The 18,337-nt window shown below is 37.5% G+C and carries 11 protein-coding genes; 9 read left to right on the top strand and 2 right to left on the bottom strand.

Translation table 11 applies throughout. The features are described from left to right. From AC07UV_RS00105 to AC07UV_RS00090, 4 genes are read left to right on the top strand one after another with little or no spacing between them, the layout of a single operon-like run. Positions 1-972, top strand: coding sequence for a TRAFAC clade GTPase domain-containing protein (locus tag AC07UV_RS00105; RefSeq protein ID WP_495182238.1), 972 nt, complete (start codon positions 1-3; stop codon positions 970-972). After that, positions 965-1,813 (top strand): TRAFAC clade GTPase domain-containing protein, encoded by an 849-nt coding sequence (locus AC07UV_RS00100; RefSeq protein ID WP_495182237.1) that lies wholly within the window; start codon positions 965-967, stop codon positions 1,811-1,813. Before AC07UV_RS00105 ends, AC07UV_RS00100 begins: the two co-directional genes overlap by 8 nt. Beyond that, positions 1,806-4,343, top strand: coding sequence for a GAP1-N1 domain-containing protein (locus AC07UV_RS00095; RefSeq protein ID WP_495182236.1), 2,538 nt, complete (start codon positions 1,806-1,808; stop codon positions 4,341-4,343). The genes AC07UV_RS00100 and AC07UV_RS00095 overlap by 8 nt, the downstream gene beginning before the upstream one ends. A gap of 1 nt (position 4,344) precedes the next feature. Further along, positions 4,345-5,376: a 5'-methylthioadenosine/S-adenosylhomocysteine nucleosidase family protein gene (locus AC07UV_RS00090; protein ID WP_495182235.1), complete on the top strand. Its 1,032-nt coding sequence runs from the start codon at positions 4,345-4,347 to the stop codon at positions 5,374-5,376. A gap of 211 nt (positions 5,377-5,587) precedes the next feature. Here AC07UV_RS00090 and AC07UV_RS00085 read toward each other — a convergent pair whose 3' ends face one another. Beyond that, entirely contained in the window at positions 5,588-5,911 is a 324-nt protein-coding gene (locus AC07UV_RS00085) for a hypothetical protein (protein ID WP_495182234.1), read from the bottom strand. Positions 5,912-6,872: 961 nt separating this feature from the next. Here AC07UV_RS00085 and AC07UV_RS00080 point away from each other — a divergent pair. From AC07UV_RS00080 to AC07UV_RS00065, 4 genes are all read left to right on the top strand, one after another. Continuing rightward, positions 6,873-7,862: a helix-turn-helix domain-containing protein gene (locus tag AC07UV_RS00080; RefSeq protein WP_495182233.1), complete on the top strand. Its 990-nt coding sequence runs from the start codon at positions 6,873-6,875 to the stop codon at positions 7,860-7,862. A 245-nt stretch (positions 7,863-8,107) separates the two neighbouring features. Then, on the top strand, positions 8,108-8,533 hold the full coding sequence (locus AC07UV_RS00075) for a hypothetical protein (protein ID WP_495182232.1): 426 nt from the start codon (positions 8,108-8,110) through the stop codon (positions 8,531-8,533). A gap of 10 nt (positions 8,534-8,543) precedes the next feature. Beyond that, entirely contained in the window at positions 8,544-14,741 is a 6,198-nt protein-coding gene (locus tag AC07UV_RS00070) for an RHS repeat-associated core domain-containing protein (protein ID WP_495182231.1), read from the top strand. Positions 14,742-14,745: 4 nt separating this feature from the next. Further along, positions 14,746-15,204 carry a DUF8192 domain-containing protein gene (locus tag AC07UV_RS00065; RefSeq protein WP_495182230.1) on the top strand — a complete coding sequence of 153 codons (459 nt, stop codon included), beginning with the start codon at positions 14,746-14,748 and terminating at the stop codon, positions 15,202-15,204. Between the two features lie 895 nt (positions 15,205-16,099). Here the strand turns inward: AC07UV_RS00065 and AC07UV_RS00060 are convergent. Then, positions 16,100-16,711 (bottom strand): Crp/Fnr family transcriptional regulator, encoded by a 612-nt coding sequence (locus AC07UV_RS00060; protein WP_495182229.1) that lies wholly within the window; start codon positions 16,709-16,711, stop codon positions 16,100-16,102. A 614-nt stretch (positions 16,712-17,325) separates the two neighbouring features. Here AC07UV_RS00060 and AC07UV_RS00055 point away from each other — a divergent pair. Next, complete coding sequence (locus AC07UV_RS00055; RefSeq protein WP_495182228.1) at positions 17,326-18,168, top strand: RteC domain-containing protein; 843 nt, start codon at positions 17,326-17,328, stop codon at positions 18,166-18,168. Positions 18,169-18,337 lie beyond the last annotated feature (169 nt).

The raw sequence follows: 18,337 nt of genomic DNA, 5'->3' as shown, positions 1-18,337 counted from the left end.
ATGGCTGGAAACTGCTCACAGGAAAATTGTCATCCTGAGGAAACAGGATGTAACAGTGAGGGATGTTATATATTGACTGAATGTCAATATTATAAGAGTAATGAAGACACTGCTACCAAAGCTGATGACCCAGAAGAGGACTATTTCGTACGTATTCCCTGGACGGGAAATACGCTTGGTCTGCAAGATCTTGATTTTCTATCTTCTACTGCGCCAATAACACTTATCGGTGTTGCAGGCGTGGCGAGCGCCGGAAAATCAACATTTCTGGCGACATTATATTGTCTGCTCAGACATGGTCATAGTATTGGTGATTATAAATTTGCGGGTTCATTGACGTTGATGGGCTGGGAAGATATTGCCTGGTATTTGAGCTGGAATACCCACAATGATGTTCAGTTTCCTCCACATACCAGTAGTAATGCAGGTAGAATACCAGGTTTATTGCATATTTCCTTACGAAACAAAAAAGGAGAAAAGAAAGAACTTATATTTACCGATGCGCCCGGAGAGTGGTTTGGACATTGGATAGTCAATAAAAATGACAGCAATGCCAGAGGAGCCCAATGGATACATGAGAATGCAGATGCTTTTCTGTTATTCGCCGATTGCGAAATGCTGGCTGGTCCACAATTAGGAAAAGCACGTCAGCAGACTAAGCAGGTTGCAGACAGAATAAAAGACGGGCTGGGAAATCGCCCGCTTAGCTTAATATGGTCAAAGTCTGACATTGAAGTAGACCAAGATGTAAAAAGTCAGATTTCAGGTCACATAAAAAATTCAGAGGTTGTGAATTATACCGAATTTAAGACAAGCGTAAGAAATGAAGATAGTTCTGATCTCCAGATAAATATCGTAAATAGTATTTATTGGATTTTAGAGAGATTATCCGAAGAAAACAATGTTGTGCCAGAACCAAAGAGATTTTCTAAGGAAGATCTGTTTCTTTCCAAACGAGAAAATAATGGATAAAAAAAATAATACGATTTTAATCATCGGAGGTCCAAATGCAGGAAAGACCCATTTTGGAGGTCAGTTATTTGGAAGGCTGAATGCTAAGACAGAACACTTTAAGATAACCTCCCTCCCTGATGATATTACAATATTTCAAGAAGTTCTGGATAATCTCAATGATGGTAAGTCTTCAGGACATACAAATGTTAGTTCCCATAAAAGATTGAAACTTGAAATAGAATCTGCTTCTGGGCAGAAGTCAGAATTCAGTTTTCCCGATTATGGCGGTGAACAGATAAAAACAATTGTCAATAGCCGCAGAGTAGATAAAACTTGGGCAGAACAGATTGATCGGAGCAGCTCATGGATGCTTTTCATTCGCGTTGATGAATTGCAGGTTTTGGAAGATGTTGTTAACCGAGGATTGCCTGAGCAGGAAGTATTGAAGAAAAGGACAGAAAAGAAGGACAAAATGGTTTTTTCCAATACTGCATTTTATATCGAATTGCTACAGATTCTTCTGTATGTTAAAAAAGTGGGAACAAAGAAAAGAATCTCTGCTCCTAAATTGATCGTCGCTTTATCCTGCTGGGATAAACTCCCTGATTTGGATCAGGCAAAACTTCCAGAAAAAGTGTTTGAGGAGAAACTACCTGGATTATTGAGTTTTATAAGAGAAATCTGGAACGATGATGCTTTTAAAACCATTGGTTTATCCTCTGTAGGTAAAGATCTTTCCAATAAGAAATCAGATCCTGAATTTGTCAGAAAAGGCCCCGAGAGTTTTGGTTATATCATAACACCTGAAGGAAAAAAGGAAATAGATTTAACATTAACCATATCATATTTCATTGACTAGTAGCAGAATTATAAAGATAGATCAGGCGTTTTACGGAGAACTGGATCAAGGGCACGGATGTTTATATTCGACCATTGAGAACATTTCCCTAAAAGCTCATCTGACAGCTTTTACTGATCGTCCGGGTTCCTTATCAGCAGGCACCGAAATGAAACCATACTATTCGGGCATGAAATACGATGGGTATTATGTATTTACCCTCACTTTTCCAGATGAAAATGCCACAAGGGGCGGAATAGTATTTACGCATGCCTTGATTCTCAATATCGAGGACATTCAGTATATAAACAATCTTGATAATCTGTTTGGTCTCTTCTGTAAAGAAATGCCAGAAAATAGGACGTCATTAGAGCAGCTCCAACTTGAAGAATCCTTTTTTAAGGTTTCCGTATATCCCCAAGTCTTTCCTGAATACATGGTAAAAAGTATACAGATGCTTAGCAGTGGAGTATTGCCGATTATTTTTTGTGGCGAGGCAGAGAACTTTATTAGGTCTATAGCTGTTATCTGGCGCGGGCTTTCAAAGTCTTTTAGGAGCAAACTATCGTTTACTGCCGGTTTCATGGTTTCCAATGTGGATATGACAAAGACCTTCATCCACTTTCAAAAAGATCTTATCGATGTTTTGAGGAATATTGAGTTTATTTCGGATAACGATTCAGAGCAGGTAGAAGCAAAATCAACTATTGAAAAATTCATTCTTAATCCTCATGAAGATAGTCGCTTTGAAGAGTTTTTATCTAAGCTGCATATTAACCTAAATACCTGGGATATATTGCATTTAAGTGCGAAAGCATATGAAGGTTATTCTGTTTTCTCAGAGCTTGACAAAGACGCGCTAAAGCAATTGCTGCGGCAGGTTGCAAAAATTTCACCTGACAATAATAAAGGATATGAAATAAAAGAAAACCTTACTTCAGCACTTGCATGGAAAATTGAGAAAGGCGAAGAAACTAATTTAAAGTCACTAAGAAATCTCCCATTGGAAAGTTATGATTCTGGAGAAAGGAAGATCGGTAGCGCAGTGAAATTCTTCGTAGAGAATGAATTTGAAGCAACTGTAAATTTTAATGATACTATCATTGCCGAAGCAATCAAGGTAGCTAATGATGATCCCTCACAAAATTGGTGGCACCAACAGGTCATTGCAGCATTAAACCATGGAATCAGGGCTCAAACAGCTACAAGTATCAAAAATCTGTGGAAATTAATTCTGAAATCAGATGATTCATTTAGAAATGTCTGGAAACAAATACCTGCAACATCTGATTATGAAAATGTGCTGATCAAATATTTGCCAATGGTAATTCCCCAATTTTCAGCAGATGCGATAGTTGAGGCTTCTAAAGAGAGACAATGGACAATGTTGCATGCCTATATGCTCTTAACTTACCTGCCTCCGGAAGAAGCCTTGTTAAAACAGTATTACTTTGAAAAAGATTTAGCAACCGGAAAACTTCAAGGAACGGAACTGATTATTGCTAAAGTTTTAAACAGTGATCTCCTTTCTTTAATATTAGAATATAAAGAAGACTTTTTTGTTAACGAATATGTTAAGAGAGTTTTAAAGGATAAAACATTACTGAATGGTCTAGATGTAACCGATGAATCATGGCTAGATCTGTGGAGTCTTACATTGGAACAAACAAATGATCTCACTTATGGCATAATTGATTTATCGGAGAAGGTAGAATTTTTGTTGGACCAAATTTCGGCAGGAGAAAATATATCTGAGGTAATCACAATCGAAATAGCACAAAGTCAATATGCGGATATTTCAGGGCTGGAAAATCGTGCCCAGTTCTGGAAGCACATCAGCCCGAAACTCAGAGAGTTCTTTCTGAATGCAACCTCATATTCAATATTGAAAGATATTTCAACAAGCGGATTGTCTGGATCTGAACTGGAAAGCGAGCTGACCGATCATATGGCAACCGACCGTTTTATGACCGGTTTTCTAAGCAAATATAGAGGAGATTTAAACACAGTACTGGAATTTTACGAATATATACCCAAGCTTAAGGATAGGTTTTTGAGTGATTATCTTAAATATTATTCAGGCTCCTTAAAGGATATGCAGTCTGAACGTCTGGGAAATCTGGTTAAATCCAAAGGATATCGAGAAAGCGCAAAACAGATTTTTGAGAAGGCAAAAAATAACAGTTCATATCGGATTGCACTTGAAAAATGCAGAAGTTTGATCACTCTGGGATTTTGGGATCTTTTTTGGCATGGAGATTTATTTGGTAAAAAGATTACAAAAGATGATTTATATTCCGCAGTTAGCCAAATTTGTATTGAACTTTACCCACAGGGACCCGAAGACAGTGATCTTTGGCAGAGAGCTGGAGGAGATCCCAGCAAACTTTACCAGAATCATTCAAGGGAAGAAAACTGGCGGACAGCGATAAGATTATTAAGAAATGGGGGCGGAGGAAAAGACATTTCGCTTAAATCCCTTCTGAATGTCATGATAGAGGATTTCCCAAAAAACACACAATTGAAACAAATACTAAAAGCGATAATTTAAAATGAGTAAAATATTAATACAGACTGCTTTAAGCTTAGAATTCAAAGCGGTTAAAGCATTTTTGGAGAATGTGAAGGCGGTAGAGCATCCAAGTACGAATTCTATCTATGATAAAGGGACATATGGTGATTATGAAGTTCTTGTTGTTGAAACAGGGGCTGGAAATGTTAGAGCAGCTGATGAAACAGGAAGGGCAATTGAATTTTTTAAACCTGACTATGTGTTTTTTGTTGGTGTGGCCGGTGGACTAAAAGATGTGAAACTGGGTGATGTCGTTGCCAGTTCGAAGGTTATTGGCTTTGAGATGGGGAAAGATGACACAGAATTCAAGCCGAGACTGGATACTATGCTGGCTTCATATAAGCTAGAACAGATTGCAAAGCATGTTCAAAGAGAAGGAAATTGGAAAGAGCTGATAAAAGTGAATAACAGTATTGTCCCTGAAGCGTTCGTTCAGCCTATTGCTGCGGGGGAAAAAGTTGTTTCATCTACGGCATCAGTAGCTTTCACTTATTTGAAACGATACTGTAGTGAAGCTGTTGCTGTAGATATGGAAGGCAACGGTTTCCTTTTGGCGGCAAGACCATATCATGCACATGCTATAGAAGTTCGTGGAATTTCAGACCTGATCGAAAATAAAGCACATGCAGACGAAGGAGGATCACAGCCTAGAGCGGCTGCCAATGCAGCTGCATTCTGTTTTGAAATGATCAATCGGATAACTTCATCCGATTCCAAAGATATGAAACCGCAGTACTCTAGGGGCGTTAGTGTATTTGATCTAACATCGCTTGAATCCAGGAAACAATTGGTCAGCGAATTAGCAATCTTATACCCGCAGGGGCCGGAAGATAGTGATATCTGGAAAAGATCCGGAGGTGATACTTCTATTATAGTAAATTCCGCAAATAGAAAAGCCCAATGGTTCGGTGTTATTGAAAAGCTTGCATTAGGTGGCGGAGGGAAAAATATAACCATTACAACGCTAATTAATGAAGTAAAGGATGATTTTCCGAATTTTCCTTTGGTATAATAAAATTAAATGGCTGATAATTCAGTTTCATCAAATGATTGTCACTAGTTAATAAATAATCTTATTCGATTCGGTGTGAAATGGTTGAATATTATACTGGATCGAATTTTTTCCCTTAGAAATTTCACTGCTTATTCAGGTTATAACTGTATCGGAAATTTAACATAAAGATGTGTCTTTTATTGACCACACTTTACGTTCTAACCGACATTTATTTTTGCATGCGAGTTTTACTTTTGAATTTTTTATGCTTTAGAAGGTAAGCATCCAGCATAAAAAGCTTATCCTCACAATTAATCCAGCCTCTGTCATGAAAGCTACTGTTCATTGATTTAAAATAGTTTATATAACCTCTGAAGGGTGCCTTCTGTAGAACCTTATATCTTTTCAGTACATAATCGGCATGGCATTTTTTTATATAAATGGATTGATCCATAATTTCTAAAATAACAAAATCCTGGTTATGCACAACTTCATATTTTTCAGGTAAGAATCCGGCTTCTTTAAGAGCCGGTATATGTTTCTGAAAGTTCATTTCCCGCGTGAACATTTCTCGATACAATAATTCACCTTCTCAACTGTACCTTAAAATTTGTATCAAAAATTTTAGGGACAAATAAATACCAAAATGACGAAATATTTGTTAAGATGTATCGAATATTTCCCCTAAAATCTTGTGCTATTTTTTTAATACCTTGAGTTAGGAAATAGAATTTTTAATTCAATTGCCAAATATTGTACTGCATGAATTACCTCTTTTCCAATTATTTTTTATACCTACTCTATGAAATGTCAAAGAATTTAGATAGATCTTCAAAGGCTGCTGATGTAAAATTACCCGTAATTTCACCACCGCTATGACAAAGGTATATAAAGGTATTTTTTGTCTTGAAATGGTACTCATTCATAAGTAAACTTCTAGACAAAGATTCTGTTACATCTTTTCCTAGTCCAGCTACTATCACTCCAATCATAACTTTGTCATACAAATAAATAAGTATGAACATTTTTAAAATATTGACAATAGCAGGACTTGTAAGTATATACTCACAAATGATAGATATCCGTATCTGACGTCAGCTGTAACGTGGTGAATGTATGACGAAAGCCATGGAATGTAATTTTTTTTTATTGCGGCATTTTTAAGCCATTCAGGGAGGAATTTGATTACATCAGAATAGGCTAGGCCTTCGAAAACTTTTGCGTCACAGTCACCAGGAATCGTAAATAATGAAAAGGTGTGATCTGAAAATTGGATAGTACTCGGCCATTCCAGTTTTATTCTGCTTATATAAAAATGCAATTAAAAACATATTTTTTTGAAACAACGTAGTAGAAGTGAATCCATATGCTTTTACGCTTAAACTATTTATGGTAACTGTTTCTATTCAGGAAATTTCGTTACGTTTAAGTAAGTGGTAGTAAATAGAAAAAATTGCACAACACCTCTAAGTTTAGTATATTGAAAGTGATGACACATTATTAACGCTTACTAAATGAAACGTCCGGTTAAATTAGAATTCAGGTTACCGACATCTGTAACGGACATCACTGGGAATACCCCCAAATGGTGCAAGAACAGCATCCCATATGCCCAAGCAGAGCGCATCATCGTCAAGGAGGGTACCTTAATCAACCAGTTTTATAGCCATTTTCTCTTCTTTATTGAGATAATGGACATTGACTTGCATTCTGACATCGTAGTCGATTACCTAATCGAGCAGACTAGTTTATTTCTTTTCATGATGCTTGACGGAAAAATTGATTTCCATTTGCCCGATATGGAAATGAAAATGGAAGTGAACGGCAATACATGTTATGCAACATATAATCTTGAGGGCAAGTTCACCTTCTCCCTCGCCAAGGGAAAGCATAGACTATGTTACATTGTTCCAAGAACGGAATGGGTCACCAAAAATATTCAGTTTTATCCGAGATTGGAGCGGTTTATAGAAACTATGATGACAAGTGAAATTCTTTATGGACATCTGCCATCATGTAAAATCAACAAGGGGATGGAGCTGGGGCTTCAGAAACTTTTTAATCGCTATGAAAGAAAGAATAAAGATCTCGAAGCTGTATTGCTTCGGGACGCAAAAAGGATCATGTACCATTATCAGACATTGCTGGATGATAAGCTTACCCAACGCCCACTTTTGATAAAGGAGTATATCGAGAAAAACTATACCAATCCAGAACTGAACAATAGAGTTTTGATGAGGGAGTTTCACATGATCGAAAAAACCTTGATAACGATGTTTAAAGCTAAATTCGGTATTACTCCTTACAACTATATAATAGAATTAAGGATGGAAAAGGCCAGGCTTCTGCTCGAAAATAAAGAGAAAACACCTACAGAGGTAAGCTTACTAATCGGCTATGATAATTTTAGAAGTTTCAGCGCCCGATTCAAGGAAACATTTGGGTTATCTCCTTCAACCTACAGTAACTATGCACCAAATCGCTCTCTGGATCAGTCTAGTTAACATAGGTGTCAAAAAACACACCTATTGTATCGTTTTTTATCAAAAATAACAGAATTTTCTCTGTTTTATGACACCTCCCCATGAGAAACAATGGCTAAATTTACTCAATAAGCAAGTTAATCATATTAGTGGAAAGAATGGCCTGATTTAAATGTGTTCCCAATCAAAGGTGGTAGCTCTTGCTCAGCGTGTGCATATTCAGTTCCTCTGGTTATCAGATTTAACATAAAATCAAAATTGAAATTATGAAAAAGATCATCTCTACCATAGCTTCTTCCATGATCGTGTTTTTAGTCAGTGGTCAACAGAAGCTGTCCTATACTTATGATGCCGCGGGAAACCGGACAAACCGGACCATCGTTGTTGCTGCACGGAGCACGTCCGAAGGATTGGAAGAGTGTACAACTCAACTTTATGCTGATTCTTTCGACGGAAAAGAGTTGCCCATCGACACGGATAACAATGGGTGCAAGCCCTCCATCAGCATAGACGAATTATACCCTTCTTGGAGAGCTGGTTATTCGATTTTGTATAGCGAAGGCAAGTTGCTTTCCAGAAATATGCTTTCCCGAAATACCTCACAAATTGCGCTAGGTGTACTGCCAACTATATCCTCCATATTTTTTAAAGATGCAAGCTTTTGCTTGAACACTCGTCAAATTATAGATTAATACCTGCGTTATGAAAGCATTATCATCGATATTCCTATTTCTATTTGCTTGCACGACCATACTGTTTGCACAGGAAAATAAATTGGACACGGTAAAAAAGAAAGTTCCCAATTTAGAAAAATGGACAGAAGAACAGATTATCCAATGGGAAGACTCTGTTAAGAAAGCCCTTTATCCGGAGGTATCCATCGCATCTGTCCCACAGGCACAAGTACAGTCGGTAAAGCCTGTCAAAAAAGCTGCGGCAACTTCACTTGCATTTGTAAATAATCATGTGCCTGATTCTTACCCTGTAGACGTGACAAAGGATGTCGGGCAGATACCCATGACTTCCTCAACCGCACCTTCGGGTGCACGGCTATACAGCGTACCAATTGAAATTTCACCGGGAAGACAGGGGTTCCAACCTCAGTTGTCTCTGGTTTATAACAGCATGGGGGGCAATGGAACGATGGGAATGGGCTGGAGTACAGGAGGGCTCTCTTCTCTAGTACGTATAACGCGCAGTAAATATTATGACGGCGAATCCGGAGGAGTGAATCTTTCGAAGAGTGACGCTTTTGTACTGGACGGAACGCGTTTGATCAAGTTGTCAGAAACGACAGCCCAAATACAGTATGAAACTGAACAGGGGCTAGTAAAAGTAACGGCATTTCTGAATGGGAATATCATCAAATATTTTGAGGTAAAATATCCCAACGGAAACAAAGCTACGTTTGGAAATACGACAAATACCATCAATCAATTAACCTATCCTATCACAGCGATTACAGATCTTAGGGGGAACAGTATCTCTTATACCTATTCCTTTTCGAATAACCGTTATTACATAGACACCATAGCTTATACGGGATCATCGATCACTTTCCACTACCTTACATCCCGCCCCGATCCGGTGGTCAGTTATGACGGTGGACTCAAAGCTACTGACAATCGTCTCCTTCAAAAGATAGAATGCAAGTCAACGTCAACAGCGACGGTTCTACGAACCTACGAATTTACTTATCAAACCCAATCCATCCAGAACGTATCTACGCTTACTCAGATCGGGAGCATCGCTTCAGGAAAGTCACTGAACCCGCTTCGGTTCTATTATGGCGAAGGTAATACGGCCTACTCTTACACAAAAGCAGAAACACAATTACAAGAATGGTATAACTTCACACAACCGGGACAGTTGATTGTCAGTAAGGGGAAGTTCGATTATGGAACGGACAATGATGGACTTATCAGCCTTCCCAACAAGAACCCATATTGGCAACATTACAGAAGTTCGGGCTTGTTTCAGCACTCTCAAAACCGTTATGATAATCAATACAATGGAACAGAGAAGATCTTCCTCTATGCGGGGCTGAACGAAAACATCGCCTTACCTATGCCGAACTTGGTGACAGAAGCTGGTTTCACCGATATATTCACAGCAAATACCGATGGGAAAAATGAGGAAGAGGTCATCAAGGTGAACAATACTGTTTCGGGTAATGACGACCGTCTACAATTCACGGTATATTCCGTCCATTTCTATAATGGGATCGCGCTTAAATATACACGTGTTTTCAACTTACCTAGTGTGCTGACAGATGCAGATGGTGGAAAAAGTATACACCCCAAAATGCACCTTACTGGCGACTTCAATGGCGATGGAAAGATAGAGGTTTTTTCAGTTTCAAACCTCAATCCTTTCGGATGGAATGTGCAGGGACGTTGCTATCTTTTCGATCTAGAGACTGGTAGCAAGCTTTATGATGATGTCTCTTTTCAGATGTATCGCCAATTCGTTGGTACGAATCAGGGCGATCCTCAAGCCGCAGCGCAAAATTCTGACCGCCTTTATGCCATGGACTACGATGGAGATGGAAAGACAGATATCTGCCTTATCAATAGCAGTGGGACTTTTATCTATACGTTTGATATAAACGGCTCAACATATTCATTAAGACAGGTTTCCCATTATACTGGATTGCAGAAAGAAACTATTGGTGGAAGGCAATTGCTGGTTGGGGAATTTAATGGGGATGGTAAACCAGATTTTCTGTTGACCACCCAATCCGCAATTGCAGATTGGGCAATCTATTATTCAATGGGCAATGGGCAATTTGAAAAGGTTATCCTCCCAATTACAAGTATAAGCAGCTCAGATGAGATTTTTGTTCAGGATGTAAATACCGATGGTTTGACAGATATAGTGAAAAAAATGGGCGGGTCGGGCTTTTTTACATATCTTACAAGGCCGGGGATGCCATATACTTCTGATAGCTATGCCTCTTTCGATTATAATGGTTCTATACCTATTCCCACGAATATTAATAACCGAAATTATTTTCATCAGGTCGTCGCATTAAAGGATGGGAAAGTTACGCGGTATTCATATCCACGTAACGATACGAAGGAGAAGCAGTTAACCGGTGCAGTCAGTGGTCTGGGGGTTGTAGGAAAAAACTATTACCTAATGCTTAATGAAGCTCAATATAATTATACAAAGGGTAGCGGCGCGGTATACCCATTCGAGAATTTCAACGGACCTCTCTCTGTCGTAGTAAGTGATGAACAATACTTAAATGGTGTGCGTAATGAAAATAGAGAATATCGTTACGAGAACGCTGTTATTCATAAGCAAGGAAGAGGTTTCTGTGGGTTTAGCAAGGTCTCGGCAATAGACAATATCAGAGGACGTTTGAGTACTGAGGGATATGACCCATACAATTTCGGTATACTGAAAAATAGCGATTCTCATACAAGTAGTACCGGCAATACCTGGGTGGTAAATTTAGAGCCTAACAAGATTGTAAAAATAAGACCCTACAGCCGAAATCTAACGAACAAACTAACCAATCAAGCAACAGTTTTTTTATATATAACCGATACCTACGGAAATATCGAAAAAGAAGTTATTGGTTATAATAATACCGCGGGTAATGCACTTATCGAAACTAACGATTATACTTATTACAATTCAGTCTCTGGCAGTATTTATCTTATCGGGCAACCATTGACTAAAACTGTGACCCAAACTCGTGGTGCATCCCAATGGATCAATAAGAAAGTGTTTACCTACAACACGGCTCGGCTTCCAATAACGCAAATTACCTATACGGGTACCTTGGGCGACCAAAAAACAGGAGAAACCAGATGGACATACGATGCTTATGGCAATACCCTGACAGAAAAATATGCACCCTACAATGTCTCTGAATTCTTAGGGAATACTTATACTTATGATCCTACAGGGAGATTCATCGCTACTCTGTCAAATGCTATGGGGCAGATAACAACGTATTCCAATTACGATCCTTATGGAAACCCTAGGAATATTAAGGATTATAAGAATCGAACGACTATCAATAATTTCGATGTTTGGGGCAAATCTATTTCCAAACAGTATCCAGATGGGACAAATGAAGTTTTAAATCTGGCTTGGGGCGGTTCGGGCATCCTAACCAACACTAAAATGACTACTGGAAAACCGAGTACCGTAATTCACAGCGATGCTCTGGGGCGTGAATTGCGTATAGGTAACCAACGATTCGATGGGCAATGGCAGTTCGTGGTTACGGAATACGATATGTACGGCCGTGTTAATAGAACATCGCTGCCCTTCAAGGGTGCTACAGCCACATTGTGGAATACATATACTTATGACAGTTATGACCGTCCAACCAATATAACCGAAGCCTCCGGTAAAAAATCCTCATGGAGTTACTCTGGTCTTAGTACTACGGTAACTCAAAATGGAATTTCCACGATAAGAACTACGGATCGCATGGGAATTCTGGTAAGTATTTCAGATCCCGGAGGAACAGTCCTTTATACTCCCAGACCGGATGGTCAGAACTCATCCATTACTGCTCCTGGGGGCGTGGTAACATCTTTCGAGTATGATCCCTTTGGAAGACAGACAAAGTTGATTGATCCGAGCGCTGGACAACAAACAACCACTTATTCCTATAGCTTGTCAGGTGTATTGACCCAGACAAATACCAATCCCAAAGGAACTAATACATCGGTTTTTGATAAATATGGGCGTATTACGAGCCTGCAACGCTTGAATGAGTTTACCACCTCGTATGTTTATAGCCCGGACGGATTATTGGTAAGTGAAACCTCTACAAACGGTACTTCAAAAATTTATACATATGACACATATGATAGGATACTGACAGAACGAGAAAATGTACCGGACACTAAATGGTTACAAAAAACATATACTTATGGTGGTGGGAATATTTCCTCCATACAATACGTATCCCAGGGAGGCACAATAGTAACTGAAAATTATACCTATACCAACGGATATAAGACAGAGGTAAAACTAAATGGAACAACATCAATTTGGAAAATAACTGCTGAAAATGCTTTCGGGCAACAGACTACAGCTACAACGGGAAATATGAGTAGAACCTATATGTATAATACATACGGAATACCTACTGGTATAACAAGTGGAACTGTTCAAAATTTTACCTACAGCTTTGATGTACAGAAAGGTAACCTTTTGAGTCGTACAGATAACAAATATATTAAAACGGAGGCATTCGCTTACGATAATCTAAATCGGTTGACGAGTGCTGCTGGTAAAGTGATCACTTATGCTCCAAACGGTAATATTACACGAATCCAGGGTATTGGCACAATTAGCTACGGCAACACTGAGAAGCCTTATCAGATGACCATGCTGACCCCGGAAGGTACCGCTGTCCCATTACGGAATCAGATTGTTTCCTATACCTCGTTTCATCGCCCAACTAGCATCGCAGAGAATGGGAGCAACGCATCCTTTGTTTATAATTCATCTGGAGAGAGGGTAAAGATGCACGTCTTGGACGGGACGGTAGCGATACTGACACGCTATTATATCGGTGGCCAGTACGAAATGGACGCCAATTCTAACCTTGAAAAGCTATATGTCGGTGGTAATGCATATACCGCTCCTGCTGTCTATGTAAAAGAAGGTGGTAATTGGAAAATATATTATATTTGTAGAGACTATCTTGGTAGCATCACGCATATCGCGAATGCAGATGGTTCTTTGAAACAGGAGTTGAGCTATGACGCCTGGGGACGACTTAGAAATCCGGCAACGCAGGTTGCCTATTCCCCTGGTACTGAACCTGCATTGTTTCTGGGAAGAGGGTACACAGGACACGAATATCTGCCATGGTTTGGCCTTGTGAATATGAACGCCAGACTCTACGATCCAGCAGTTGGACGTTTTTTAAGCCCTGATCCGTATGTGCAGATGTCTGATTTCAGCCAGAACTTCAATCGGTACAGCTATGCGTTAAATAATCCTCTTGTTTATGTAGATCCAAATGGGGAAATTTTGTTTGTGCCAATTATTATTGGTGCAATTATTGGGGCCTATACGGGGGGGACGTTAGCAAACGATGGGCAGTTAAACCCTTTTAAATGGGATTATAGTTCTGGGAAAACTTGGGGATATATGTTAGGCGGGGCTGTTGTTGGTGGTGTAAGTGGCTGGGTCGGTGGATCTATCGCAGCTTCAGGTATTCCATTTGCGAATACAGCGGCAATAGTAGGAGGCTCTCTAACAAATTCTTTGGGAACTTATGCTTATACGGGTGGCAAAACTGATATTTCCGTTGCTTTCGGATTTGGAAGTTATAATTTTACCTCTGGTGAATTTGGATTTTTGGGAAAAAAAGGGAATTCAGGAATAGAAAATTTTGGGTACGGGTTAGGAGCGTTAGCAAATGTGAGTGACGCATTGACTGGGCTTCAGCCGAAGAGTGTTGATTTAATTACCGAACATTCTGATGGAACAGGACATTCGGCGTTAGTAAAAGAAGGAACAACAACAGGTGCTTCGGGTTATCAAGATCCTAATTCGCTAATCTCTGTAGGGCCAGATAGAATCAATTATCCAGGTGGATCATGGCATTGGATGAAGGGAACAAATAAGTGGGCGTCCTATTCGGCAAACTCTAGTGAACACCCTCGATGGGTTCAGAGTCTTAAGGTTAATATGAACACAATTGATAAATATTCTAATTGGCTAAATAAACTAGAGAGTTCAGGAAAATTGATCTATAGTTTGGAACTAAGTAGTTGTGTTACTCATACTTCTAATGCTCTAAATTTATCTGGAGTATTTAATATAGGGTTACATCCATTTTTACTTAATGCACAAATGTACTTATGGAGCAATGGCGTACGGCCATGGTCATATAGTTATTACTTAAATAGATAATATAATGAAGAATCGAATTTTAATTTCTCTCAGTTCAGTTTTTATTGTTGTTATTTTACACGGACAGGAAAGACCAATGGAAAATGTACCAAAAGATATAATACATTGTTTAAATGAGTTTGGAACAGATTTGTCTGGCGCATTGAATATTTGTGAATCTAGATATCTGGACTTCTACTTCGAAAAACAACGAAACGTGTTTTCATTTAAGGGTAAGAAAGTCTATTTTCTAACTGGAAATTCAGGTTCGAAAAGGACTGACAAGAGAACCTATTTTGATGAAATAAAACGTATCCTGAATATGGGGTCCATTCCATCTCATTTAATGCAACAACTTCTAGTTTTTTCGGAGGCTGAAAGTAAACAAATTGGATATGACGCAGCAATAATTACAGGTAGCAAAAAATACATCACAAAAGAGGATATTAATAAAAAAATAAAACAAGAAATAAATGATTTTTGATGAGGACAGATTCAATAAAGTTGGACCAATTATTTTATAACAGTCCTTTAACTGATAAAACAATAGGATATTAAGATTATTTATTTGCTGAGTCAAGCTCTTCGTCAGTGAGAGGTTTTAACCATTTAATCTGAACATCTTCCTTGAAATTAATGATGGCAATATGTACCATTTGTTATTTGCAGTCGCTCCCACTAATGTTCTACGTTTTCTGGAATATTCAACATCACCTTTTTTTAAAAGGACATTCAGGCAAACGCTAGAAGTACAATCAACAGTGACGTATTCAATTTCATTAAAAAATAAAGAAGAAAAAAGGGTTGAAGTTTTCGTAACAATACTAAATATGCAGTTTTAAAGAGTTGGCTTTTGCCAACTCTTTTTTTGTTTTATCTGTAAAATTGTGGATGATATTTTAAAACATGTACCCATGCATTTTTATTTATTAATAATTGTTTATTTAATTTTGGTTGCTACAATTGGTAACAATTTGGGGCTGAAATTGTTAAGGTTTTCCCTTTTTACTTTTAGTGATAGTGCTGATGGTGGTGGTCCTTTCGATCGTTTTTTCATCTTCTTAATTTTAAATGTTTATTAATTTGGTTTTAATGAATGAACAAAAATTATAATTGATTTTGGGATTTTAACTTTTTATTCATTCTCATTTATTGGTAATTTCAAAATTTATTTTGAATGATTTTTCCATAATGAATATATGGACATTAAGAAAAAATATCTGTAGGATTTCGATGAATATATGATAGGACGATAAACAACGATTACACAAAAATAAAATTTTTGATTGTTAAAAATTTACGGAGATTTCCTGTTGTATTTTGTCCTAAAAGCTCATAATCAAGTGATTATTTCGTAAGTTTTGTATCACAAGATAGGTTTAGTTTTCCTTTTTAGCACGTATTCTACTTAACGTTGATTGGGTGATCCCAAGGTATGAAGAGATCATACCTAACGGTATGCGTGCTATAATATTGGGATATTTTCGGAGAAGATGCTGATAGCGTTCTGTTGCACTAAAAACACGTAACTCGTTCGCTTTTTCCTCTGCTTTTATATAATATGTTTCAGTTAGAATCCTTCCTATATAATTGAATTCAGGAAAGGATTGATATAGTTCCATCAATTTTTCATGGCTTAATACTAGTACAGTTGTATCTTCTAAAGCTTCCAAAACCTCAAAAGATCGCTTTTGGCTAAAAAAGCTATATACCGAAATTGCAAGATCTCCCTCAAAGAGTAGCCAAGAAGTTGCATCCTTACCAAAACTATCGAGATAGTATGACCTTACCGCACCTCTAACGATGAAAAAAAGTGACTTTTGGATTTCGTCTATGTCGAGTAGAATATGTTTCTTATTTACTTTTAGCAAATATGTATTAGAAAATAGGGTAGCACGAAGCTCTGGAGACATTGAATGAATATCTTGGAGAAATCCCAATAAAGTTTCTTTCGCTAAATTTTCTTCCAATGTACTTACCGTATTTCTCATTTTTAATTTTGGAAAGATTAAATGTGTAGTTAGTAATGAAAAATGGAATATACGTTAATAAATTCAAAGAAACATGTTTTTTTTTGCCTTTTATCAAAAACTTTTAAAGCAAATAGCCCTTAATTTGTTATTCTGTAAACTATGTTACAAAAATTACTTTATGAAAAGAAGTACATTTATAGGGACGGTTTCCTTTGGTCAATGGGAAAAAATGAAGCAAAACGGCGCACCGTTCAACTATTAAATACTTGGTCGAAGTTTTAGGCTTTTGCTATAAAGTTTATGTGATCGTAAGATGAACCTACTTTTTTTTACAGTGCAGCGGTCTGTTAGAATAAGCTGTCAATTTATTGAAAGATCGGCAAATTTCCTTGTAGCATTATCATTTATTATTTAATGCTATCAGTTCTCATACAGTAATAATTCAACATAGTATTAAATACAGATTTTACCTATTTCAATGCGGATACCAATTCTGTAGCTGCAAATAATAAAACACCCTTGTAGTCAATGAGTAAGAAATAAATTATAGCGTATATTTAATTTTGTTTTATCTCAATAATAGGGGATATATTTTAAAGTGTGGGGCATAATTCACTTTAAATAAAAATCATATGAAACAGGCATATAAAAACATTTTATTATCTATTGAGAAAGAAGAGATAAATGTGTCAAGATGCAAGAAAAGTGCAATTGATGAAGCTTATCACATGGTCTCATTTCTTGACAAGACTTTAACAGAATTAAAAGCACAAATTAATCTTAAAGGGTTCGATAGTATTTTTGATGAAATTATTTTTTTTAAAAGAGTTAAACCTGAAATTCTGGGCCAGCTCATGTTTTACAATAAAGTTGTAAAAATTGAAGCATATAGTCCAATAAATTCAGAGCTAACCGAACCTTATTATACAGAACAAATAAAATTACTCAGTAAAGAGTACAAAAAGCATGTTGCATCTTCGGATTTCTACAGTTATTATCGTACAGGTCGGTCTGATAAGGATGAATACTATTTTAGGCTGGGAAATATTAACTATTTTGATGGGGTGGATAGTTTCTTCTTTGAAGTTGATAGGGAGTTTTCGACCTACTATGATTACAAGGTGGCCCAGATCAAGGCTTATGATCTGTACCATTCTTATCTTTCAGGAAAATTTAATCGGCTTGAACCAACGGACAATAATCATTTTGATATTGATGAAGATGCTGAATTTTCCTGGACTGATTCAAAAAATGCGCTCATAGAACTAATCTATGCACTTCATATTTCAAGAAGTGTTTCAAATGGGCGAGCTGGATTACGAAAGATCAGCCAAATGTTTGAAGATATTTTTGAGGTAAGTCTCGGGGATATTCATCATGCATTCTATCAGATGAAATTTAGGGCTGGTCAGAGAGCGCGGTATTTACATTTTCTGAAACATTCTCTTGAACAATACATGGACAACGATTTATAATTAAAAATAACACCAGTTTTTTCAAAGAAGGGTAATCTGCCAGATTGCCCTTCTTTTTTTACCCATATATAGTCATATAATATATATAATGACTGACTTGTAATAGCTTAAATCTTGATTATTCCCCCTTAAAAAGCGTGAAAAAAAGTTCCATATGACTACGATATGG

Source organism: Sphingobacterium sp. GW821-FHT03E03, from assembly GCF_059420745.1.
Note: the sequence above shows the minus strand (reverse complement) of the source record. Positions and strands in the feature narration are given on the sequence as shown.